This window comes from Blautia sp. AF19-10LB, from assembly GCF_003461245.1.
Classification (GTDB): Bacteria; Bacillota; Clostridia; order Lachnospirales; family Lachnospiraceae; genus Blautia_A; species Blautia_A intestinihominis.
Window position 1 is genome coordinate 122,093 of the sequence record NZ_QTWS01000004.1, and the last position, 22,850, is coordinate 144,942.

General features: G+C 46.1%; 18 protein-coding genes and 1 riboswitch. Of the genes, 1 reads left to right on the top strand and 17 read right to left on the bottom strand.

Features of this window, described 5'->3' with window-relative positions; translation table 11 throughout:
• Position 1: 1 nt before the first annotated feature.
• The 13 genes from DWX28_RS04255 to DWX28_RS04315 form a co-directional block, all read right to left on the bottom strand.
• Positions 2-1,219: a stage III sporulation protein AE gene (locus DWX28_RS04255; protein ID WP_118251945.1), complete on the bottom strand. Its 1,218-nt coding sequence runs from the start codon at positions 1,217-1,219 to the stop codon at positions 2-4.
• Positions 1,216-1,602 (bottom strand): SpoIIIAC/SpoIIIAD family protein, encoded by a 387-nt coding sequence (locus tag DWX28_RS04260; protein ID WP_022214946.1) that lies wholly within the window; start codon positions 1,600-1,602, stop codon positions 1,216-1,218. The genes DWX28_RS04255 and DWX28_RS04260 overlap by 4 nt, the downstream gene beginning before the upstream one ends.
• A 12-nt stretch (positions 1,603-1,614) precedes the next feature.
• The gene (gene spoIIIAC, locus DWX28_RS04265) at positions 1,615-1,809 is read right to left on the bottom strand and encodes a stage III sporulation protein AC (RefSeq protein ID WP_022214945.1); all 195 of its coding nucleotides are present in this window, start codon (positions 1,807-1,809) and stop codon (positions 1,615-1,617) included.
• Positions 1,810-1,827: 18 nt separating this feature from the next.
• Positions 1,828-2,358, bottom strand: coding sequence for a stage III sporulation protein AB (locus DWX28_RS04270; protein ID WP_118251946.1), 531 nt, complete (start codon positions 2,356-2,358; stop codon positions 1,828-1,830).
• On the bottom strand, positions 2,352-3,308 hold the full coding sequence (spoIIIAA, locus tag DWX28_RS04275) for a stage III sporulation protein AA (protein ID WP_179978645.1): 957 nt from the start codon (positions 3,306-3,308) through the stop codon (positions 2,352-2,354). Before spoIIIAA ends, DWX28_RS04270 begins: the two co-directional genes overlap by 7 nt.
• Positions 3,309-3,318: 10 nt before the next feature.
• Positions 3,319-4,086: an O-antigen ligase family protein gene (locus DWX28_RS04280; protein ID WP_118251947.1), complete on the bottom strand. Its 768-nt coding sequence runs from the start codon at positions 4,084-4,086 to the stop codon at positions 3,319-3,321.
• A gap of 82 nt (positions 4,087-4,168) precedes the next feature.
• A complete protein-coding gene (locus DWX28_RS04285; RefSeq protein ID WP_118251948.1) occupies positions 4,169-4,717 on the bottom strand; it encodes a 4'-phosphopantetheinyl transferase family protein in 549 nt (182 codons plus the stop codon).
• A complete protein-coding gene (locus DWX28_RS04290; RefSeq protein WP_118251949.1) occupies positions 4,714-6,543 on the bottom strand; it encodes an ATP-dependent helicase in 1,830 nt (609 codons plus the stop codon). Before DWX28_RS04290 ends, DWX28_RS04285 begins: the two co-directional genes overlap by 4 nt.
• 10 nt (positions 6,544-6,553) lie before the next feature.
• Positions 6,554-8,002, bottom strand: coding sequence for a glutamate--tRNA ligase (gltX, locus tag DWX28_RS04295; RefSeq protein ID WP_118251950.1), 1,449 nt, complete (start codon positions 8,000-8,002; stop codon positions 6,554-6,556).
• A 72-nt stretch (positions 8,003-8,074) separates the two neighbouring features.
• Positions 8,075-8,308, bottom strand: coding sequence for an acyl carrier protein (gene acpP, locus DWX28_RS04300; protein WP_022214939.1), 234 nt, complete (start codon positions 8,306-8,308; stop codon positions 8,075-8,077).
• Between the two features lie 93 nt (positions 8,309-8,401).
• Positions 8,402-9,643, bottom strand: coding sequence for an FtsW/RodA/SpoVE family cell cycle protein (locus tag DWX28_RS04305; RefSeq protein ID WP_118251951.1), 1,242 nt, complete (start codon positions 9,641-9,643; stop codon positions 8,402-8,404).
• Between the two features lie 128 nt (positions 9,644-9,771).
• The gene (locus DWX28_RS04310; RefSeq protein ID WP_022214937.1) at positions 9,772-12,621 is read right to left on the bottom strand and encodes a hypothetical protein; all 2,850 of its coding nucleotides are present in this window, start codon (positions 12,619-12,621) and stop codon (positions 9,772-9,774) included.
• A gap of 50 nt (positions 12,622-12,671) precedes the next feature.
• A complete protein-coding gene (locus DWX28_RS04315; RefSeq protein ID WP_118251952.1) occupies positions 12,672-14,741 on the bottom strand; it encodes an efflux RND transporter permease subunit in 2,070 nt (689 codons plus the stop codon).
• Positions 14,742-14,970: 229 nt separating this feature from the next.
• Here DWX28_RS04315 and DWX28_RS04320 point away from each other — a divergent pair, with 229 nt between their 5' ends.
• Entirely contained in the window at positions 14,971-15,591 is a 621-nt protein-coding gene (locus tag DWX28_RS04320; RefSeq protein WP_022214935.1) for a TetR/AcrR family transcriptional regulator, read from the top strand.
• Positions 15,592-15,631: 40 nt separating this feature from the next.
• On the opposite strand, the gene DWX28_RS04325 is transcribed toward DWX28_RS04320, so the two are convergent.
• The 4 genes from DWX28_RS04325 to DWX28_RS04340 form a co-directional block, all read right to left on the bottom strand.
• Positions 15,632-16,732, bottom strand: coding sequence for an ABC transporter ATP-binding protein (locus DWX28_RS04325; protein ID WP_022214934.1), 1,101 nt, complete (start codon positions 16,730-16,732; stop codon positions 15,632-15,634).
• A gap of 1 nt (position 16,733) precedes the next feature.
• A complete protein-coding gene (locus DWX28_RS04330) occupies positions 16,734-17,798 on the bottom strand; it encodes a FecCD family ABC transporter permease (RefSeq protein WP_022214933.1) in 1,065 nt (354 codons plus the stop codon).
• 14 nt (positions 17,799-17,812) lie between these two features.
• Positions 17,813-18,979, bottom strand: coding sequence for an ABC transporter substrate-binding protein (locus tag DWX28_RS04335; RefSeq protein WP_022214932.1), 1,167 nt, complete (start codon positions 18,977-18,979; stop codon positions 17,813-17,815).
• 69 nt (positions 18,980-19,048) lie between these two features.
• Positions 19,049-22,267 (bottom strand): hypothetical protein, encoded by a 3,219-nt coding sequence (locus DWX28_RS04340; RefSeq protein ID WP_118251954.1) that lies wholly within the window; start codon positions 22,265-22,267, stop codon positions 19,049-19,051.
• Positions 22,268-22,451: 184 nt separating this feature from the next.
• A riboswitch (cobalamin riboswitch) is annotated at positions 22,452-22,637 on the bottom strand.
• Positions 22,638-22,850 lie beyond the last annotated feature (213 nt).

Genomic DNA, 22,850 nt, shown 5'->3' on the forward strand with positions numbered 1-22,850 from the left:
CCTAACTCTGGATCCCTGCCATCAGGACAAGGAATGCCAGCATGCACAGAACTTCCGCAGTAAAAACGATCCGAAGAAGCAGGGTGCATCCCTCGCCCATTGCACTGAGCGCGCTGACCATCCGTTTATCTGAGATCGGCTGTGATACCGCCGAAAGAAAGCGATACAAAAGCGACAGGACACCATAATGCAGCATCGGTCCTGCTCCCGCCAGTACAAATACGACGAGTATCACAACGCCAAGACAATTTCGAATCAGGACTGCGCTTGTCACGACCAGCTCTGTCACCATATTTACGGCGTTTCCTACTCCCGGAAGTGCCCCTGCCGCCCTTCCGAGAAGCCCTCGTTTCAGGTTGTCCATGACCGGTGCAACCAGATTTCGGATGATCTGCAGGCCGACCACTGCCGCGAGGAGTGTTTTGAGGCTCCAGGAGATCGCCGTGTTGAGGAATTCTGCCATTTTTCCGAGCATTTCTTCTTTTGATAGGGAGTTTACGAGCTGTAAAAGGACATACAGGCTGGACGCAGGCAGGATGACAGTCGCAAGAAGCCACTGGATCAGCCATACCAGAATCAGAACCCCCTCATAAAAAACTGCCGCTGATGCCGCGCCGGACGAGGCACAGACTGTCATGTAAAACGCCGGTGCCAGCCCTTTCATAACTTCCGTCATCCAGTCGATCGTCTTTTCCAACGACAGGCTCATTTCAGAAAAGGAATCTGTCAGCAGTGTAAAAACCAGCAGATAAACGACAAAAAAACTGATATTTCCAACCTGTTCGTTTTCGAACACATCCGCAAAGCTGGAAAAAACAGCCGCAAACAGTACCAGAAGGAGAAGTTTGACCAAAAGTCCCCTCTCCTGTTCCAGACGATAAAAGAAAAAGCGGTACACCACTCCCTGTACCGCTTCTTTTGAAAATGCTTGTTCACCTTTTGTCAGTTTTATGAGCGCATCTTTCATGGAAAAACTGTCTTCGCCCAGAAGTTCGTCCAGCATGTTCTGGACATCTGTCAGTTCGATCTCGTTCAGAAGTTCCTGTGCGATGTCTGTGTCGTTTTGATTAGAATCAGATATGTCGTCTGACTGGCTTTTCTTTGGTGTCTGGCTCTGAATTCCTGTACTGCTTCCATAAACTTCTGCTACACATGCTACCATCAGAATTACCAGACATACCACACGCACCAGCACCGCCAGCCAGTTTTTCCCTCTCATGCCATAAACTCCTGAATCGTTTCCAGTAGTGCCAGAAGAATTGGAACACTCTGTACCAGTACAGAAAGCCGGCAGAATAATTCAATCTGCGCCGCCGTAGCCTGATGCCCCGCATCCTTGCAGATTCCTGCCGAAAACTGTCCGATGTAAGTGATTCCGATCATTTTAATTAACGTCGTCAGGTACTCCTGCTCCACAGGCAGGCTGTCCTTGAGCTGCCGCAGCGTTCCGAAAAGATATTCCAGCTTTCCGACAGCCAGTCCCAGGATCATGATGCCAATTCCCATCGTGATAAAAGCGGTATATTCCGGCCGGGTTTCTTTCAGAAAAAAGCATAATATAACACCGCAGATCCCCAGAAGAGAAATTTTTATAATATCCATCTTTCCTCCTGCTTACAGCACAAACAATTTCTGAATATCCACAAACAATTCATAAATATACGGTACGATCCAGAATAATACGATAAGAAGGCCGGCGAGACTTACAAGAAATGCCTGTTCATCTCTCCCGCTGTGTTTCAATACCTGAGAGAGAATGGAAACCAGAATCCCGACCGCCGCTATTTTGAAAATAATGGTGACTTCCACGCTCTCCCCCTTCTCCTCTTACCAAAACAATACTGCAAGCAAAATGCCTCCCATAATCCCTAAGGACTGGCAGATTTTCTTCTGCTCCGGCATTTTTTCTCTGAGCTGTCTTCTTTGTTCTTCCACATCCGTTTCCAGAAGTTCGATCTGTTTTATCTGCATTTCTCTGTCAAGATAGCCAAGTCTGCGCCCAAGAGTCCGAAGAATCTCCATTTCTTCTTTCCTCTGCGACCCTCCGGGATTTCCCTGATAAAAATTTCTTTGTATACAAAATTCCATGATCTCTTCCAGATTTTTGCCTCCGGTGTCTTCCATTTCCTGTGCGGCATCCCGAAGGATTGTCCCAAAAAATCCACTGATTTTTGCTGCAATCTCCCGGAATGCGTCTGGAAGAGAACTGTTGCCGCATCGGATCTCTCCTTTCAGAAAAAAAAGAATCTGAAGCAAAATCTCCAGGTTCTTTTCTCTTTCTGTGATCTCCCGACTTCTGGCATACCCGATTCCTGCTCCACCCAGGATCAGCAACAGGCTTGCCGCCATTTTCAGCATTTTTGTCCTTTTTCATCGTAGATTCCTTTTATGATACCGATCTGCTTCCTGTCTCCGAGAACGATATATTTTTCAAATATTTCCATCTTTTTTAACTTCTGAAAAAACGGCTGGTTTAAGATATCCTCCACGGAATTTCCATGTGCCGTGGCAATCAGCCTGCATCCACAATGGATCACGCTTTCAACCGCCCGGAAATCTTCTTCTCTGCCAAGTTCGTCTACCGCCACCACATCCGGCGACATCGAACGCACCAGCATCTGCATTCCTTCCGCTTTCGGACAGGCATCGAGAATGTCTGTCCGCATTCCAAGGTCATTCTGTGGAACACCCTGCCAGCTTCCGGCAAGCTCACTTCGTTCATCCACCACCCCAACTGTCACTCCAGGAATGCCCTCTCTCCCGTTACTGAGCTGTCGGATCACATCCCGCAGAAGTGTCGTCTTGCCACACCTCGGCGGTGAGATGATCAATGTGTGTGAAATATGGTTTCGACTTTGAATATACGGCATCACTGCATCTGCACAGCCCGGGATCTGATGTGACAGCCGGACATTGATGCAGGAAATATATTTCATTCCACGGATCCTGTCGCCATTCAGAAGTACCTTGCCGGTAACGCCCACTCTGTGTCCGCCCTGTACGCTTATGTATCCCTGCCGGATCTCATCTTCATACGCATACAGCGAATATCCGCACACATACTCCAGCGTTTCCTTAAGATCCTGCCGCGTCACAAAATACGGCTCGCCTCTTTTTATCTGCAAAAAGCGTTCACCCCCTGCATATACAAGAAACAGGGGGCGTCCCACCCGGAGTCGGATCTCATAAAGTTTCTCATAATCCGGTCCCGCCTCAATGAGAAGTTTGCGGATATTTCCTGCAAACAGATTCTGAATACTCTCCCTGTCGATCGTCCTCACCTCTTTACAGTTAATATATGTGGACAATCTGTTTTTATTACCGGGAAAAATCCGTTTTTTTCATGGCACAGCCAAGTCCGAGCATTCCCCAGAACAACGGGGATACTGCCAGGTTGGAATCATTCATAAGCCCCATGAAAAGAAAAGCAGTCACACTCAGCAGAATCACAGCATCCACTGCAAAAAAACTGCTGTCTTTTTTCTGTTTCAGGCTTCGAACAGACGAAACTGCATAACTTCCCCAGAATATCAGAAGACAGAGCAGCGACAGAATGCCTGTCTGAAGTGCACTCTGCAAATACAGACTGTGCGCCTTGGACGGAATCTGCTCCAGCATCCAGCGTCCTGTGTTTGCTTTCATAACATAATCCTGCTGTGGAAATTCTTCTACGAAAGTATCCGGTCCGCTTCCGACCAGAATATGCTCTTTCAGAAGTGGAATCGCCCTGCCCCAGATATAGCCTCGTCCGGTAAAAAGCTTTTCATAGCCTTTCAGAACGCTGTCGGCTGTCCGGATCTCGTCTCCGCGTTTATAAAAGTTAATATATACAAACTGTGGTGATCCATTTGCCTTGACAAATTCCCAGGTGATATCCTGATACTGCATCAGAAGATTCTGCGTACCTGAATCCATGTAGCTGTCAAATTTCAGTTCTTTCAGCGCGTCATCCTGCGCGACAAAACATTGCTGATCCATGTCCCAGTATGCAGGAATTCTGTTCCTGTCTTCATCATAGATTGTCAGAGAATCTCCCTCATCTGACGATACCGGACAGAATTCATAAAAATGCCCTCCCTGTACCAAAAGTAGTTACATTCAGTATAAGGAGGGTATTTTTATTTGTCCAGTCTGTTATTCATTGTTTCACTTTAATTTTTACGCACGATTACGGCAGCTGTATCTCCTCATGCACCCACCGCAGTTCCAACGGGTCGCGGGACCAGACGGCTCCGCTGTAGCCTGGTTCCATTTCAAGCATCAGGTAGCTGCCTTTGTCCAGGGAGATCTTGCGGAGGTCTTTGGAAAGACCTTCTCCCGTCCATTTGATGTAGGCTTCTCTGAGCACCCACTGAGCAAAAAAGGCTTTCTCCATCTGCTCGCTCTCAAGAATCTCGCGTACCATGTCTGCCGGGACCATTCTGGTGAGCATTCGTTCGTAGTTGACTTTCTTGTGTTCCTGGACATCGATGCCGACTTCTTCTCCGGCGATGATGCACATTACATATTTGCCGGAATGGCTGATGTTGTAGTGGATCTTTGGCTGCAGGGTCAGGAATGGTTTGCCGTGCTCTCCTGCTGCCCGCGGCTCAAATGCAAGCTTCAGTCCATATTCCTTGTAAAGTCCTGTCGCAAGTAGTTTCTCTCCGATCATATGCTCCATATTCTTGTGGAGATATTTCTCCGGGACCTCTGTAAAATAAATCACTGCCTTCATATGTGCACCTCCTCCAGAAAGCGGGAAGGCTCCCGTTTCTTCTCATGCTGCTGCCTCACGTAACACAGATCAAGTTCCTTCCTGGCACGGGTCATCCCTACATAAAAAAGCCTCCGTTCTTCTTCGATCGCCGGTTCCAGGACTGCTTTCTTGTACGGCATGCTGCCTTCATTTACATTCAGGATATATACCTTGTCATATTCCAGACCTTTGACTCCATGGAGTGTTGAGATCAGTACACCCTCTCTTTCCTGCTCCTGTTTCTTCGCCTGTTCTTCCAGTTTCCTGGTGTAATCTTCTATGTAGGCTTCCCAGTCTCCGAGGCTGTCCATCCCCTTCGTGCTGTCGGTCAGCCGATCCAGGATCTCACTTAATTCTTCTGGTTTTATTTTACGATATTCCGCGTATTCCCGCAAGTATTCTTCGTATCCCATGCCCTTTCGGATGAAATTTATCGCCGCAAAAGGTGTCAGACCCCGAAGGATACGCAGATGCGTCTCAAATGTCGTCAGACGGTCACACATCCAGTCCTTATCCTTGTAAAAATCCTTGAGCTGGTCGAAGGAGATCACAGGGGAAAGTGATACCGCATCTCTGGCTATATAACGGTTCGGGCGGTTCATAAATTCAACAAAATTCTTCCGGCTCTCATCGCCCGCCGCAAATCTCAGATATGCCAGAATGTTCCGGCAGATCCAGTGGTGGAACAGGTTCGGAAGTTTTTCTTTCATGTTAAATGGAACCTGACGTTCCATCAGCGCACCGACCAGACCTTCCGCCTCCTGGTTCGTGCGAAGAAGGATTGCTGTGTCTTCCAGCTTGTCGCCCTGTTCCAGACGCGCCCGGAGTTCTGATACAACTTCGAGATATTCTTCTCTCGGATTTTCAAATTCACGGATCTTTACCGGATCACCTTCCGGATTGGGAGTCTGCAGATGCTTCTGGAATCTTTTCTTGTTCGTTCCGATCACCTGCATTGCAGAAGAAAGGATCCTCTTGCTACATCGGTAATTCACATCCAGTGTCACCGTCTCTGCCTCTGGATAATCCTTTGTGAAATTCAGCATGATCTCCGGTCTTGCTCCACGGAAATGATAGATGGACTGATCATCATCCCCCACGATAAACAGATTATCCTGCGGCTTCGCAAGAAGCTTCACGATGTCATACTGAAGCTGGTTGATATCCTGAAACTCATCGACCAGGATATACTGAAATTTATTCTGCCACGCTGCCAGAATATCCTTCCGCTTATCAAAAAGGTCATAACAGTAGAGGATCATGTCATCAAAATCCAGTTTCCGTCTCGCCTGACAGGTTTTGACATATTCCCGGTAGATCTGACGGAAAACCTCATCCGGACAGCACGAAGAATAATAATATTCCAGCGAAATCCTGTTTCCCTTGACAACACTGATCTCCTTGGCAACTTCTTCCGAAAAATCACCTTCCTCTGCCAGTTCCCCGCCATGGTTCAGTGCAAGTTCCCGGAGAATTGCAGACTTCTCCTCCTCTGACAGAATATTCGCCGCAGTAAATCCATACGCCTGCTTCAGAATTCCATAAAAAACGCCATGGAAAGTCCCGAATGTGATCGGTGTATACTCCTGACCGGTAAAATTCAGAAATCGTTCTTTCATTTCCTTCGCCGCTGCCCTTGAAAAAGTCACGACAAGGATATTGGAAGGAGAAATCCCGCCCTCGGTTGTCATATATGCTGTTCTTTCTACAATTACGGAAGTTTTCCCCGAACCAGGGCCTGCCAGAACCATCATGGGTCCTGACAGGTGGGCGATTGCCCGTTGTTGAGATGGATTACGTTTCATATATCTGTGATCAGCTGAGTTTTTCGATAGCTGCTTTGACACGTTTCAGTGTTTCTTCTTTGCCGATGATCTCCATGATCTCAGTTGCTCCTGCCGGTGTCATCTGCTTGCCGGATACAGCGGTACGAAGCGGCCACATAACATAACCGTTCTTGTATCCTTTCTCCTTAACAAACGCACTTAAAGATGCGAACAGCGGATCATTAGTATAGTCCTCCTGAGCTTCCAGAACCGGAAGAACTTCTTTGAGGACTGCCAGAGATGTCTCCTCGTTGGTCTTCATCTTCTTGTGGCAGTACATTGCGCTGTCGTATTCCGGAACTTCCTCGAAGAAGTCGATCAGTGCCGGGATATCCGGGAATGTCTCGATTCTTGTCTGAACCATTCCTGCGATTTTGCGGAAGTTGTAGTCTCGTTTGAGGACCTGCTTCATGTATGGAAGTGCTTTCTCGTAGAATTCTTCCGGATCCATTTTTTTGATGTACTCGCCGTTCATCCAGCGGAGTTTGGTGATATCAAAGACTGCCGGTGATTTGCTGATGTGATGATAATCAAATGCCTTGACAAGTTCCGGAAGAGAGAAGATCTCCTGGTTGTCCTGCGGGCTCCATCCGAGCAGAGCTACGAAGTTTACGATCGCTTCTGTCACAAATCCCTGCTCCAGAAGATCCTCATAAGAGGAATGTCCGGAACGCTTGGAAAGCTTCTGATGCTCCTCGTTGGTGATCAGTGGGCAATGAACATAGACCGGGATCTCCCATCCGAATGCTTCGTAGATACGGTTGTATTTCGGTGCAGAAGAAAGATACTCATTTCCTCTGACAACGTGAGTGATTCCCATCAGATGGTCATCTACAACGTTTGCAAAGTTGTAGGTCGGGTATCCGTCAGACTTGATCAGAATCAGGTCTTCCATTTCTTCGTTGTTTACTGTGATGTCTCCGTAAATTACATCGTGGAAAGTAGTGGTTCCCTCTGTCGGCATATTGAAACGGATAACATGCGGTTCGCCTGCATCCAGACGTCTCTGTACTTCTTCTTTGGAAAGGCGCAGACATCTCTTGTCATAGATGGAGATCTCCTTGCCTGCAACGACACGTTTCATGGATTCCAGTTCCTCCGGACCGCAGAAGCAGTAGTAAGCATCACCCTGTTCAATAAGCTGCTGTGCATATTTGAGATAGATTCCGGATGCCTGTCTCTCACTCTGTACGTAAGGACCTACGCCGCCGTCCTTGTCCGGACCTTCATCGTGAAGAAGTCCTGTACCTGCCATGGTACGATAGATGATATCTACAGCTCCTTCTACATAACGCTCCTGGTCTGTATCCTCGATTCTAAGGATAAAGTCTCCATCTTCATGTTTTGCAATCAGGTATGCGTACAGTGCGGTACGCAGATTTCCTACATGCATCCTGCCTGTCGGGCTCGGTGCAAATCTGGTTCTGATCTTTGTCATTTTATTATTTCCTGCCTTTCAAAAATGTAAAACCCCTGAGACAATTATATGCCTCAGGGAGTGTTTTTGCAATTATGCCTCAATTCCTCTGCCTTTAAGATACTCGATCACGTCTCCCACTGTTTCCAGTTCTGTCAGTTCCTCAGCAGGTATCTCGATGTTGTACTCATCTTCCAGTGCCATAACCAGTTCGAACAGGTCAAGGGAATCTGCTCCAAGGTCATCTTTAAAAGAAGTATCTGCTGTGATCTCGTTTTCGTCGCAGTTTAACTGTTCTGCGAGCATTTTTTTCATTTCATCTAACATTGCTTTTCTCCTTTATCAAGTATGCTTTTTCACTACTTTGATGTGCAAAGTATATATTCTGGAAAACTATTTGTCAATAGATTTTCTGTTATTTTAGGCTGCCCTTTCGGGTGTCTTGAGTTTAATCTGCCTGGACACGCTTAAGGCCAGTCCCATCTCGGCCATGAGGAACATGATCGAGGTACCTCCATAGCTGATAAACGGCAGCGTGACACCGGTATTTGGCATCAGATTTACTACGACTGCAATGTTCAGAATTACCTGCAGTGCAATATGTATAAAGATACCGCTGACAATCAGCGACCCAAAAAGATCCGGTGCATTCTGTGCGATAAAACACAGCCTGTAAAGAAGATATCCAAACAGAAGCAGAAGAATCACGCCCCCTACGATTCCAAGTTCTTCACAGATGATAGAAAAGATCATATCGTTCTGTGCTTCCGGTACGCTTCCAAGCTTCTGAATACTGTTACCAAGTCCACGTCCCAGAAAGCCTCCGGAACCAATTGCATAAAGCGCCTGTATGGTCTGGTATGCCGCAGTTCCTGTGGCATTCTCAGGATGAAGCCACGCGATGATTCGATTCAGACGGAAATCATCTGTCTCCTTTACACTCTGACCAATAACAAATACAAGAATCGCCAGAAACGCAATTGCCACCGCCACAAGAATCAGAAAAATCCTGGTCTTGGGATGTGCCACAAAAATCATTCCCACTGTAATACAGAAAATAATAATGGCTGTACTGAGGTTATCTGTGCAGACATATGCCAGCAATGCAAGAAATGTTCCCATTGCCCCAAGTGTCATACATGCCTTGAGTGAATTCATCTTCTTGCCCATGTGAACGATCATGTAGGAAAGACAGACGATCACGGCGATCTTGGCAATCTCTGCCGGCTGAAACTGAATCGGTCCGATTCTGAGCCATCTCCTGGCACCATTGGAAACAGTTCCCAGAGGTGTTCTTACCAGTACCATAGAGCCGGCAGCAACACCATACAGAACCCCTGTAAACCTTGCCAGGATATGATAATCAAACATGGATATAAACAGAGCACCGGCAATACATACAAAGCTGATCGCCGCCTGTTTCTTAAAGAAATACATATCATCACCATACTTGATCGTTGATGTGTATGCGCTGGTACTGTACAGCATAACCAGACCGAAACAGGTCAGAAGGATAATCGCCGCTACCAGATTGTAATCATAATACTCTGGTTTCTCTATAAGCTTCACTCCGATATTATTTCTGGATCTGGATTTGGTTTTGGATTTCTTTTTGGTCTTTTTCGAAACCGGTACATTGCCCCGCTGTTTCGTTTTTTCCATTTTATCACCTGATACTTTCTCTGTGATTTCTATGTCCTGCTATACAGTATAGCAGACTCCCTCCGCCATCGCAAGACAAAACAGGGGAACGGTCTGAAACCGTTCCCCTGAAAAAGTTATCATCATTATCAGTCGTTGTCAATTGCTTCTGTTTCAATGACAAACTTCACATTTCCATCCATCTTATCGGACTTTCCTGCATAGCTTGTGTATGCATTATCATCAGAACGAAGCGCATCCAGACGATCCAGAACATCCTGAAGATCATCATTTACAGCTTCATCAAGTTTCTTGATTCCCTTGTCATTGAATTCCTTTGTTCCGTCAGCCAGTTTCTTGGCTCCTTTGGCAAGCGTATTGATTCCGCTCTTAACCTGCGAACTTCCACTTACAAGTGTGCCTGTTCCACTTGCAAGCTGCTGTGTTCCGCTTGCAAGCTGACTTGCTCCGCTGTTCAGTGTACCACTGTTTGCAGAAAGCTGGTTTGCTCCGCTTGTCAGAGTACTTGTTGCACTGTCAATCTGACTTGCTCCGCTCTGAACCTGCTTGCTTGCACTTGTAAGCTGGTTTGCTCCACTTGTCAGCGTTGTTCCTGATTTCTGAAGCTGACTTACACCATTTGTAAGCTGTTTATTGGTAGACTGCAGTTTCAGTGCACCAGATTTCAGCTGTGTTGCTGACTTCTTTGCTGTATTATAACCTTCCTGAAGCTGATCTGCACCAGTCTGGAGTTCTTCTGCACCTTTCTGAAGTTTAGTTAACTGGTCGCCATCCAGCATACTTCCGACTTCTGTCTGAAGTGCTGCTGTTCCTTCTTTTACCTGAGCGGAAGCATTTGTCAGGGATTCTCCCTCTCCGGTTCCGTTCGTGATCAGATTGTCAGCTACTGTCTCTAACGCTTCATTATTACCGGTAAGCTGTGTCAGGGCTGCATTCAGACCTGCTGCAAGCTGTGCTGCACTGTCAATTGCATCTCCTGTGGAATCAGCATCGTCATCCTCATCCAGACCATCAGAAATCTGATCCAGACCATCCTTAAGCTGTGATACTGCATCTGCTGCCGCCTCATTCTGGCTGCTCTGTGCACTGATCGTAGCTGCTGCTGCCTGAACTTCTCCAGCCTGTTCAGAAAGACCAGATACCTGATCTGCATGTTCCTGAAGACTGTCAACTCCACTCTGCGCGGTATCCACACCACTGGAAATTGCTCCGATCGCACTTTCCACTGCGCTGTTTACAGCCGCTGCTGTTACATCATCCATAGAAGAAGTATCAATGCTGCTCAGAATATCAATTGCAGATTCTGCACTTGCAAGACCGCCGGCGATCGTTCCTGCATCACCCTGAATTGCTGCTCCTGCACCCGCTGCTTCGCTGATTGCATCTGCTGCTTCACTCACCTGATCCGCTACGGAATCATCTGTAGATGCCTCAATGGAATCTGCTGCCTCCATTGCCTGTGCAAGACCGCTTGTGATCTGCTCTGTTTTGGAGTCTTCACTTTCGCTGCTTCCTGTCATGCTTCCAAGAAGCTGTGCAAGCTGTTCAGCAACCGGCTGTGCCTGTGCAACGCCTGCCGCATATGTTTTTACGCTGTCTGCAAACTGTGCTGTTCCCTGTGCATAAGCACTTACACTGTCTGCATATGTGTTGATCTTTGTAACTGTATCGGAAAGTTCTCCTACCATTGAACCTGCTTTTTCTGCAAAAGCACTGATTCCTGCTGCCGCTTCCTTGACACCCTTTGCGCTCTTTCCAACACCCTCTACCAGTGTTCCGATTCCATCAACATACGTAGTAATTCCGTTTCCAAGCTGTGTAGCGCCCTGTACATAAGCCTTTACACCACTCCCAAGAGTGTTTGTTCCGCTGACGTAAGCTTTTGCACCGGCTGCAAGAGTATTTACACCCTGATTATATTCTGTGAGGGAACTGGTCAGCTTACTTACACCGGATGCATACTGATTTACACCGGACGCAAGGGTATCTGCACCGGAAGTATAAGATGCAACACCACTCTTCAGGCTTGCAGCACCGCTGTTTAATGTACTTACGCCGCTTTTCAGTGAAGCAATACCGTCATCCAGTTCTTTGTATTTCGTATTCAATGTGGTAGTACCATCAGAAAGTTCCTTGGCTCCATCCACCAGCTTAGTTGCAGAATCTGTAAGTTCTTTCATGGAATCCTTGAGATCATCCAGACCGTCAATATCATCTGTATCAATGGAATCCAGAAGGTCTGTCATTCCGAAAGTAAAGGTAGAACTCATGCTGAAATCTGTCACATCTGCTTCCATTGTGAAGCCTTCCGGAATGTCAATGTCGATATCCTTATCGATGCTCTTGAGATCCAGGCTGTCTGCCAGTCCCGGGAGACCTACGCCGACTGCAATGTTTCTCTGTCCGTCAGAAAGGACTTTACCATTGTCGATCGTTACATTTGTGAAATTATCGACCGGAAGGATCATTGCTGTCACCATGACGAATGGTGAATACATGTCTGTCTTTTTCTTGCCGACTTTTACTTTGTTCTTGGCATTGTTTGTGTATTTTACTTCGACCTTGAGATGACCGCTCTTGCCTGCCAGATCATCCGGACTTACCTGAACACCGTCCAGGTAATAGGTAAGTTCTACAGATGCCGGCAGTTCCTTGGTAGTAGTTCCCTGATAATAAATATCCTTATCCTCTGTATTCCAGGTCAGGTCATCGCCGTCCTGGTCAAAGGTCTCATCACCTTTGACATTCTTGATATCTTTAAGATCGGACACATCGCTTAAATTTCCTGAGGAAGCTGAGTTTTTCAGCCATTCAGATACAGTGATTTCCTGCGGAGTACCACTTGCTGAAGCGTTTACATATACAGTTTCCTGTTTTGAAACACTGCTGTCCGCAGCCAGTACCGGCACTGTTCCCATAACAACTGCCATTCCTGTTGCCAGAGAAGCTACCACTACTTTCTTTCTGTTTCTGTTCATATCTTGACTCCTTTTCCAGCCCGGGGGCTTCATTCATTTATGTGTTGATTTTATTTTTTGTCCGGCAAAAAGCCTTTTGATGTACGAACAATGATCGGGTCAAATACCATAAACATCGCCGGAAGTACAAGCAGTACAACGACCGTACTGATCACCGCACCTCTCGCAAGCAGAGTGCAGATCGAACCGATCATATCTACCTGTGAGTAAAGAGCTACACCGAAGGTTGCTGCAAAGAAGCTGCATCCGCTTACGATGATAGACTTCATGGAGAATTTATGTGCAATAGAAATAGATTCCTTCTTGGTCTTGCCAAGATGACGCTGTTTCTGGTAATTGCTTGTCATCAGGATCGCATAGTCTACGGTTGCTCCAAGCTGGATCGCACCGATGACGATACTTGCAACGAACGGAAGGGTTACACCCTGATAATACGGGATTGCCATATTTACATAAATCGCAAACTCGATAACCGCCAGAAGTACAAACGGCAGGGAGATGGATTTGAATACAAACAGGATGATCACGAAGATTGCTGCCATGGAAAGGATATTTACTCGCTGAAGGTCGACATCTGTCGTATCCTGAAGGTCCTTCATCAGAGGTGCCTCACCGATGACCATGGAGTCCGGACTATATTCCTTAACGATCTCCTGAATGGAAGCAAGCTGTGCGTTACATTCATCTGTTGCAGATGAATATTCAGAGCAGACAAACTGCACTTCGTAGTTGTCTGATTCCAGCATTTCCCTGATATTGGAAGGGATCATGGATTCCGGGAAACTTGGTCCGATCAGGGAGTTCATACCCAGAGACCATTTTACTCCGTCTATTTCATCGATCTTGTCGAGCATCTGTGTTTTCTGTTTGCTGTCCAGACCATTCCTGAGCAGGATCATATGCATCGTGCTCATATCAAAATCCTCTTTCAGTTTATCATTTGCAACATTACTTGCCAGGGTTGCCGGAAGAGATTTATCAATATTGTAGTAGATCTGTGTATGGTTGTTTCCATAGATTGCCGGGTACAGAAGTACGAGGAATACGATCAGCCATACTTTGTAATGTTTGGTGATAAAACCGGAAGCTTTGTCCATGTTCGGAAGCAGAGCCTTGTGTTTTGTCTTCTCGATTGCCTTGTCGAATACGAGGATCATTGCCGGAAGAACAGTTACACAGCAGACAACTCCGATCACAACACCCTTCGCCATAACGATACCCATATCACGTCCCAGGGCAAAGGTCATAACACACAGTGCAAGGAAACCGGCGATCGTAGTAACGGAACTTCCCGCTACGGATTTGAAGGTATCTGCGATCGCATGTGCCATCGCACGTTCTTTCTCATCATATTTCTTCTTATATGCTTCAAACGAGTTCAGCAGGAAAATGGAATAGTCCATTGTAACACCAAGCTGAAGTACCGCCGTCAGTGATTTGGTAATGTAGCAGACCTGACCGAGAAAAATATTACTTCCAAGGTTATACAGGACCGCCAGACCTACACTCAAAAGGAACAGAATTGGAACCACGAGTGAATCCATTGCAAGAAGCAGTACCAGAAGGGAAAGTCCTGCTGCGATCACAACATAGATCGGCATCTCCTCCAGGGCAATGTTCTTGATATCTGTTACAACACCTGACATACCACTGATAAAGCACTGTTCATTTGCGATCTTACGCATGTCTGTAACTGCTTCCATCGCAGCATCAGAGGAAGTTGTATTGTCAAACAGTGCGATCATCATGGTCGCATCGCCATTAAAAAATGCATCTTTGAATTTATCAGGGATCATGCTTACCGGGATGCTTAAGTCAGCCACACTGTCATACCACAGAACATCCTTTACATGCTCTACATCCTGAAACTTTTCTTTTAATGCTGCTACGTCCTTGAGGTCCATATCTTCCACAACGACCATGGAAAACGCACCCATTCCGAACTCATCTACCATGATATCCTGGCCTTCTACAGTTTCCAGGGAATCCGGCAGATAACTAAGGATATCATAATTGACTCTTGTTGCCGCCATACCGATCACTGACGGTATCAGCAGAATCATACTGATCAGTACGATCAGCACTTTATGCTTCGCTATCCATTTACCGACCTTAATCATCATGTCCTCCTTGTTGACTATCTTTTTCATTTATGACTATCAGTCATTTTCTTTTCATCATTAAGAGTTATATACCAAAACTGACTGTTAGTCAATATACGATTATGCGAAAGTGTCCAAAAAACAACTTATTTTTTTCATTGTGTTGATTGGTCCGTAATTAATATTGACTTCTGGTCATTTTTGATTATAATAAAGCACAAAAGGTATGGTCAGAAGGAGGGATTTTATGGGAAAAGTAGAAGTAAAAAAGCAGAAAAAGAAAGATGCGCTGTTCAATACTGCATTCGAGCTTTTTACCACCAAAGGCACCAACCAGACGACCATCTCTGATATCGTAAACAAAGCAGGCGTCGCCAAGGGGACCTTTTATCTTTATTTTAAAGACAAATATGATATTCGAAATAAACTGGTATCACACAAGACCTCGGAGCTTTTTTACCAGGCTTACCGTGCCGTGATCGACCAGGAGATCACAGGCTTTAGGAATCAGCTTCACTTTATGATCGATTTTATTCTGGATGCCCTGGAAAGTGACTCTCCTCTTCTGATGTTTATTTCCCGCAATCTTTCCTGGGGTGTCTTTCAGGCAGCTCTGGATGACAAAGTTCCAGACGAAGATCTTGTATTTTATGATGCATATCTCGGACTTCTTGAGAAGGATGAACATACGTATGAACATCCGGATATGATGTTGTTTTCGGTGATCGAGCTGGCAAGCTCCACCTGTTACAGCTGTATTCTTTATCAGCAGCCGGTTTCACTCAGTGAATATAGGCCGTATCTGCATCGGTCGATCGATGGGATACTGGATAGTTATACCCATGACGAACCACGGGGACGGAGTTAATGGCCCTGAAGTGCCATATAACTCCGTCCCCGTGATTCTGTCATCTTTTTTCAAGTTTTTTATCATTCTTTGCTTTTTCGATCAACTCTGCGATTCTGCTGTTCGTTTTCCCCACTGTTACTCCGGCATCAATGACTTTTTCACAGGAATCCACCAATTTCATGGCTTCTGCAAATGTCTCATCACTGATCTCCTCAAACGGCTTCTCTGTCACAGTCCGTACAGCGAGAAGGCGTGCCAGCTGATAGTCGATGTCATTGGTATAGAGAATCCCGGCTGCAAATGGGATATTTTTTCTCTGCAGTTCTCTGTAAATTGGGATTCCGGTTCCACCGCTGGAGATGACCAGGGTCTTTGGTTCTCCTTCTGGTCTTGGAAGTTCCAGGCTTCCGAAGACCGGGTCAAAATATCCATTGTCAATTCCATAAAGATCACGGATCGCTTCTTCCTTAAAGATCGTTTCCGGTTTTCCGTAATGTGCAATGCGGTCGCCTTTTACGCAGATGATCTTGTCGGCCACTTTTTCAGCCAGATCGATCTCATGGAGCGACATGATCACGGTGATTCCTTTTTTCTTTGCCATATTTCTGAGGATTGAAAGCAGTTCCAGTTTGTAACGCACATCCAGGAATGAAGTAGGTTCATCCAGAACGATGATCTCCGGTTCCTGACAGATTGCCCTTGCCAGGAGAACTCGCTGCCGCTGTCCGTCACTGATCGCGTTAAAATCACGGTCGCCAAGTTCCTGTGCATGGACTGCTTCCATCGCTTCATCAACCTTCTGCTCATCTTCCCTGCTCAGGATTCCAAGCTTGCCGGTATATGGATAACGTCCGGTAGCCACAATATCATGGCAGGTCATAAGTTCCGGTTTCATACGGTCCGTCAGGACTACCGCCATCTTGGTAGACAGGTCACGGAAAGACAGCTTAGAGAGATCTGCATCTGCGATCTTTACATTTCCGGAAATGATCTTGAGCTGGCGTGTGATACTTTTGAGGATCGTGGATTTGCCGGCACCATTCGGTCCGATCAGTGTCACGATCTCTCCTTTTTCGATTCCGATACAGATGTCATGGATCAGGGCTTTTCCGTTATAGCCAACTGCCAGATTATCCATATTTATATATTGCTCTGCCATATCACTGTTTTCCTTTCTGACGTTTCAGCATCATTGCGATGACAACCGGCGCGCCAAAGATTGAAGTTACGGTACTGATGTTCAGTTCCAGCGGTGCAAATGCTGTTCTTGCGATCAGGTCACTGAGCATACAGAAGACTGCTCCTCCCAGAAAGGTTCCCGGAATGACGACCAGTGGCCTGGAAGTATTCAGTGCCTGTTTTACCAGATGTGGAACTGCGATTCCCACGAAAGAGATCGGACCCGCAAAAGCAGTTACTGTAGCCGAAAGGATACTGGACAGAAGGATCAGTGTCACACGAAAGACCTTGATATCAACGCCCATGCTCTGTGCATAAGCTTCGCCCAGCTGATAGGCACCGATCGGTTTGGAGAGCATAAATGTCAGTGCGACTGCAACAGCTACGATCACTGCTGCAATATGTACATTACTCCAGCTCATACCGGAGAAACTTCCCTGGGACCAGCCATGAAGGTTTACGATATCGGAATCCTCTGCAAACGTAACCATAAAATCCGTGATCGCAGAGCAGATATAACCGATCATAGTTCCGGCAATCAGAAGTGTCGCCATATGTTTGATGCGTCTGGATACCAGAAGGATAAATCCTGTTGCTATCAGAGATCCGATAAAAGCGGCAATTACTAATGTATAGGAAGAAACTTTGTTGAATTTCTCCAGGAAATAGATCATTGCCAGTGCTACGACCATTTTGGCTCCGGAAGAAATACCCAACAGGTATGGTCCGGCGATAGGGTTTTCAAAAAAGGTCTGTAACAGAAATCCGGAAAGGGACAGTGCACCGCCCAGGATCGCCGCCATCAGAAGACGCGGCATTCGGATCTTCCAGATAATATTGTATTCTGTCTGTGCACCTTCCCGCAGGAAAATGATCTTCAGGATACGTGAGACCGGAATGTTTGTCGTTCCGGTATTGATGTTTAATATCAGAATTGCAAAAAGTGCCGCTGCAAGTACTGCAAATACTGCTGCGTAACGTGAACGCCGCCGGAAGTTTTCCATGTGGAAGGTTCCGGTGCCCTCACCTGTCTGTGCTTTCATCATGTTTTCTCCTGTATTTAATCAATTTTTGTCATAAAGGTCATCTGGCTCGCATCTCCGCCGGTGAGCATCAGATGAATGTCTGTGATCATATTTCCTACAATGTCGGTTGCCTGGTAGAGATATTTGCCGGCACACCATACATTGCCTTCTTTGACAGCCTTGAAGTCTGCAAAAAGTTCGCTCTTCTGCAGAAGGTCATCCACGCTGTTAATCGGATCATCAATCGTTCCATTGTATACCAGATAATCCGCATCGATCGCCTGTGTATAAAATTCTTCCATCGTCATCGGCACGGAAGAACGCTTTGTTTCTTCCTCAGAGTCCACCTGTGTCGGAACGTAACGACCGCCTGCGATCTCGATCATCTTCGGCACATAGTCGGATGGTTTTCTTACGACTACGGAGCCATCTGTATTAATATAGAAGAAAGCGACTGTTTTTTCTGTATTTTTGAAATCTTTCAGATCAGAGATGATCTTTGCCTGTTCGTCAAAGAATTCTTTCGCCTCATCTCTCTTATCAACCATTTCTGCATAAACTTTGATCCATTCGGTACGTCCAAGCGGATGGTTTTCGTAACTGGAACGGTCTGTGAATACAGGGATTCCCATCTGCTCGATCATCTCCTGTACCTTCGGGGTGTGAAGGATCATCGTTGATTCAATTGCCAGATTACATCCGGAATTTACGAGAAGTTCATAATCCGGCTCACTGTATTTGCCGGCAAAAACGATGTCGCCGTTTTCCATTGCCTGTTTTGCCGCATCAACATACCATCCAGATGCCTGGAGGGAAGAAAACTTGATGTCATCCAGTGCGTCCAGGGAAGAAAAAAGAGACATTGCAGATGTCGCTGCCAGGTAAATATTATCCAGCGGCTTCTGAAGCACCACGATATCCTCATCCAGTCCGTCAGGGGCACTCTTTCCTTCCGGTACCAGAAGGAACTGGCCGCTGTCCGGCACATCGATCAGAGTATAGTCATCGTTGTAATAGTATATATGGAAGCATTCTGCAAACTCATTCTGCATTTCTGACTGAAAAGTCAGACCGGGGATCTCCGGTGCAGAGGAATCGTTATCTGCTGCTTTTGTGCTCACGGACAGGCTGAAAATCCCCATCATGAGAAGGCATGCTGCCATAAGCGGCAGCCACAGTTTTCCTGTACTTCTTTCTTTCATATTCTTATTTTATCCTCCGATTTTTATATACGGGCGATCCGAAGACCGCCCGCTCCCATGATTACTGTGTTACTGTTCTGTATCTGTATTTTCTGTTGTATCTGTACTTTCCGATGTGTCTGAGCTTTCTGAGTTATCTCCGCTATGTCCGCTTACAGCAGCTTCATAAAGTTTGGACGCTTCCTTCTCACATCCGAACAGAGCCCCATATACTTTGCTCCACTCATATTTTGCAAGGACATCCTTCTCATCTTTGGAACGATCCAGGATCATCGGGATCTTGAGGATTGCAAGTTTTTCTGCAAAAGCAGTCATTTCCGGATATTTCGCTGCGATCTGGTTTTCATCGCTCTGTGCATCATCCGTCTGTTCTGCATCAGCAGTATCTTCCGTACTGTCGTCCCCTGTATCCTCTGCTTTCGCTGTCAGGATATCGGACGGTACAATCGCCAGTTTGCATTTATTTTTTACAAGTTCTTTCAGGTCTGCTTTATCATAAGTGCCTGCTGAAATGATATCGCCTTTTCCAAGGGATTCTTTGATTGCAGCGATCTTGCAGTCGTCTGCTGTCGCAGAAACCGCAGATACATTTTTGTCTGCACCGATCTTATCGATCATTTCCAGTGCCACGTCAGAAGCAACATATGTCTTGTCCATCGGAAGCTGGATCACAATAATGGATTTGTCGATTCCTGCCGGAATCTGATCGGCTTTGTCCTCAGGAACAAGAAGGTAGCGGATGACTTCCTGCTTATAAAGTTTTGCGTAATCCTGTTCTGTCGCTGCGTTCTCCTCTCCATCCGCACTGGAAGTCTTTGCTGTACTTTCTTCATTCGTGCCGTCTGCGGAAGTCTGTGCCGCGTTATTCTGTGTAAGATCCACACTGTCCTTGCCAAACTCATCATTCAGAGTGATCTCAAGCACGGTCATATCGTTGTTGTAATAATGGATCTTGAACATTTTGGAATGTTCCAGTTTCAGGGAGCTCATATATTCCAGACCTGTGATCTTTGGCGCCGCATCATCCTTGTATACGGTGCCAGCATCTGTCTCGGCTTCCTGACCGTCTGCAAGCTTTGTGGAATTTCCTGCTGCCTTTGCAGTCACACTGCTGCCACCGGAACTCTTACTGCCGGAACTGCTGTCCGGGATATCCATGCCGAAATACAGAGTATATTCAATCTCGTACGGCTTGGACATCGCTGTTGTACAGCCTACGACTTTATTGTTGGCATTCAGCTGGATCGGGATCTTGAAGGTACTGTATTTGTCCCCCTGATCTACCGGATCATACTGGTTTCCACTTGCTTTCACATAGATCCATTTGCCACTGTTGAATGTCACATACGCCCATGCCTGTCCATCTTCGACGCTGATCTTGTCGCAGGTAATATTAAGACCATGCGTACCTGTTCCACCTGACCAGGAGAAAGAGAACTGATCAGAGCCATATTCCCCATCCTTTAAGCCGCCGGCAGAAGAATCTACTTGGCTTGTCTTGCCATCTGTATTTGATTTGTAGTTATTTGTACTCGAGCTGCTTCCACCGGATCCACTGCTTCCGCCGGAACCAGTTGAACTGCCGCCAGAACTGCTTCCATGAGAACCACTTCCACCGGTGCTGCCTCCATTGGAACTGTTGCTGCCGCTGGAACTGCTTCCATTGGAGTTACTTCCATTGGAACTGTTATTTCCATTAGAGTTATTCCCTGAATTATTTCCGTTCGAATTATCATCTTTGGAACCATCTCCGCCAGTTCCGGAATTGCTGGTATCTACGTTGAATTTCAGCGTATGGTCATACCACATTTTATCCTTATCACCAGCCTCATAGTAACGATGAGAGCGCGCAGCCAGTTTCGTATCTTTGTTCAGACCTTCCAATGCAAATTCATAGGTATATTTACCCTCTGCATCAACTTTGTAGGAAATCAGCTTGCTGTCTGCCGCCTTCAAAGCCTCTTCTTTGGTTCCAAGAAACAGCCTGTCGTATCCTGTTCCACTCAATGTGATTTTTGCAGTAACCTTACCATTCTTGACCGTAATCTCACATGCATTGATCTTGAACATCGTAGCCGTACCAGATACATGTGTCACCGTGCCTGTATAGGTTCCATCCTTCGGAATATCACTGGATGGTGCAGAAGTCGGCTTCGGTGTGGCTGTCGGCTGTGGTGTGACTGTCGGAGTGGCATCCGGTGTGTCTGCACCGCTCTTTGTGATATGGATAACGTATTCAATATCATGCGGCTCTGTCATGGCGATCGTCGTTCCGGTGATCGTCATATCTGTATTTAAAGTCACCGGAATCTCAAAGTAAGAACCGCCTTCGTTACTTGCAGGCTGATATTCTTTGCCGTCCACAACCAGTTTCGTAAAACTGCTGCTGCTGAATTTGATCGTTGCATAGGTCTGACCGTCTTTTACAGTAATCCCTTCACAGGTGATCTTTGTTTTTCCTGTACCGCCGCTGAATGAGAAATCATCTGCTTTATACGTACCATCTGTCATGGAAACGGCATCTGCTTCTGTCTCAGCAATACTGTCTTCTGTCGTATTGTCTTTTTCCAGACTTTCAATACGATAGTCCTCGGCTGCTGTAGTCTGCTCTGCACCAGTCTCTTCCAGTGCTCCGATCTGCCAGAGAGAAGCAGAATCGCCGTCTGAACTGTCTGAGCTCTTTGAAATCATTCCTTCGCCGGAATTATCTGCAGAAGTATTTTCTTCTGCTGTCGGTACTGTTTCAGAAGGTTCTGCTGTATCCGTTGTTTCCTGTACAGGTGTTTCTGATACTTCAGACGGAAGCATAAAATACAGTTCTTCCTCTGTATACCAGCTGTCATCCTCTGTATTTCCCGGGACATAAGCCGCTTTTTCACCAAGGTACTTCGGGTCGATATAAAACAGATAATGATATCTGCCCGCTTCATCCAGAGAGCCCTCAATTACCGGTGTGCGGTCTTCGTCTGTTCTGTTTCCGATATATACTCTGTTATAAGTTGTATTGGCAGAGACAATCTCGATCAGAATGGAATCATCCTCTGCATACGCTTTTTTGTCTGTTATCTGAAGGAATTCTTCTCCTGATGATACATCGTCTGTGTTCTGCTCTGTTTCGCCCGCATCAGTTTCTTCTGTTTCCTGAGCTGTATTTTCATCAGATTCTCCTGATGAGTCTTCACTGCTTTCCTGCGCCGATGCATTTTCTGCTGATGCCATGACCGATGCCTGTGGTGCAGCTGTTATACTCAATGCAAGGAATGCAGCGAGAAATTTTTTCGAATGCATATGCCTCTCTCCTCTTATAAAACGCATTTCTGTAAGTATCTCATATAGGATTTTTCCTCTTACACTGCAAAAATATAAAGCCTACTCTCCGATCCAGATGAGTAGACTTCAGTCGCACAAATAAAACATCCTTCTTTGCATAACCGGATGTTTCGTTTCTGTGAAATTCTGCTTTCTTCGGAAGCTTTTCACTGATTCTCCAGCAGGTTTCCTGACTTGCAGAGTATTCTAAGATCACGCCTTCTCACACAACTTCACATGCAATGGCTTCTGCAATCCTCTCTTACGCTTACAGTGACCGGATCGTTCAGGATTCGCACCTGATTCCCTATTATCTGTCAGTGACAGCACTGGAGTTCCTATATTCTGCTTTATTATAGCAATATATGCATCCTAGTGCAATAGTCTGAGCCTGATTTGTACTGCCAAAAATGTGCCAATATGCACAGAAAAAGCAGTGTTTTTTCTTGTTAGCATTTGTTATTTTTAACAAGAAGTGATATGATTAATAACAGAATGTAATTCGCGGGACATTCCAGTTGCACAGGGCATCCTTCATGATGCCTCAATTTTATTCAATAAT

Excerpts from the sequence above, each read along its gene's own strand:
- DWX28_RS04255 (WP_118251945.1), bottom strand. The coding sequence starts at position 1,219 with ATGAGAGGGAAAAACTGGCTGGCGGTGCTGGTGCGTGTGGTATGTCTG.
- DWX28_RS04260 (WP_022214946.1), bottom strand. The coding sequence starts at position 1,602 with ATGGATATTATAAAAATTTCTCTTCTGGGGATCTGCGGTGTTATATTA.
- DWX28_RS04270 (WP_118251946.1), bottom strand. The coding sequence starts at position 2,358 with ATGCTGAAAATGGCGGCAAGCCTGTTGCTGATCCTGGGTGGAGCAGGA.
- DWX28_RS04285 (WP_118251948.1), bottom strand. The coding sequence starts at position 4,717 with ATGAAGGCAGTGATTTATTTTACAGAGGTCCCGGAGAAATATCTCCAC.
- DWX28_RS04290 (WP_118251949.1), bottom strand. The coding sequence starts at position 6,543 with ATGAAACGTAATCCATCTCAACAACGGGCAATCGCCCACCTGTCAGGA.
- gltX (WP_118251950.1), bottom strand. The coding sequence starts at position 8,002 with ATGACAAAGATCAGAACCAGATTTGCACCGAGCCCGACAGGCAGGATG.
- acpP (WP_022214939.1), bottom strand. The coding sequence starts at position 8,308 with ATGTTAGATGAAATGAAAAAAATGCTCGCAGAACAGTTAAACTGCGAC.
- DWX28_RS04305 (WP_118251951.1), bottom strand. The coding sequence starts at position 9,643 with ATGGAAAAAACGAAACAGCGGGGCAATGTACCGGTTTCGAAAAAGACC.
- DWX28_RS04310 (WP_022214937.1), bottom strand. The coding sequence starts at position 12,621 with ATGAACAGAAACAGAAAGAAAGTAGTGGTAGCTTCTCTGGCAACAGGA.
- DWX28_RS04315 (WP_118251952.1), bottom strand. The coding sequence starts at position 14,741 with ATGATTAAGGTCGGTAAATGGATAGCGAAGCATAAAGTGCTGATCGTA.
- DWX28_RS04320 (WP_022214935.1), top strand. The coding sequence starts at position 14,971 with ATGGGAAAAGTAGAAGTAAAAAAGCAGAAAAAGAAAGATGCGCTGTTC.
- DWX28_RS04325 (WP_022214934.1), bottom strand. The coding sequence starts at position 16,732 with ATGGCAGAGCAATATATAAATATGGATAATCTGGCAGTTGGCTATAAC.
- DWX28_RS04330 (WP_022214933.1), bottom strand. The coding sequence starts at position 17,798 with ATGATGAAAGCACAGACAGGTGAGGGCACCGGAACCTTCCACATGGAA.
- DWX28_RS04335 (WP_022214932.1), bottom strand. The coding sequence starts at position 18,979 with ATGAAAGAAAGAAGTACAGGAAAACTGTGGCTGCCGCTTATGGCAGCA.
- DWX28_RS04340 (WP_118251954.1), bottom strand. The coding sequence starts at position 22,267 with ATGCATTCGAAAAAATTTCTCGCTGCATTCCTTGCATTGAGTATAACA.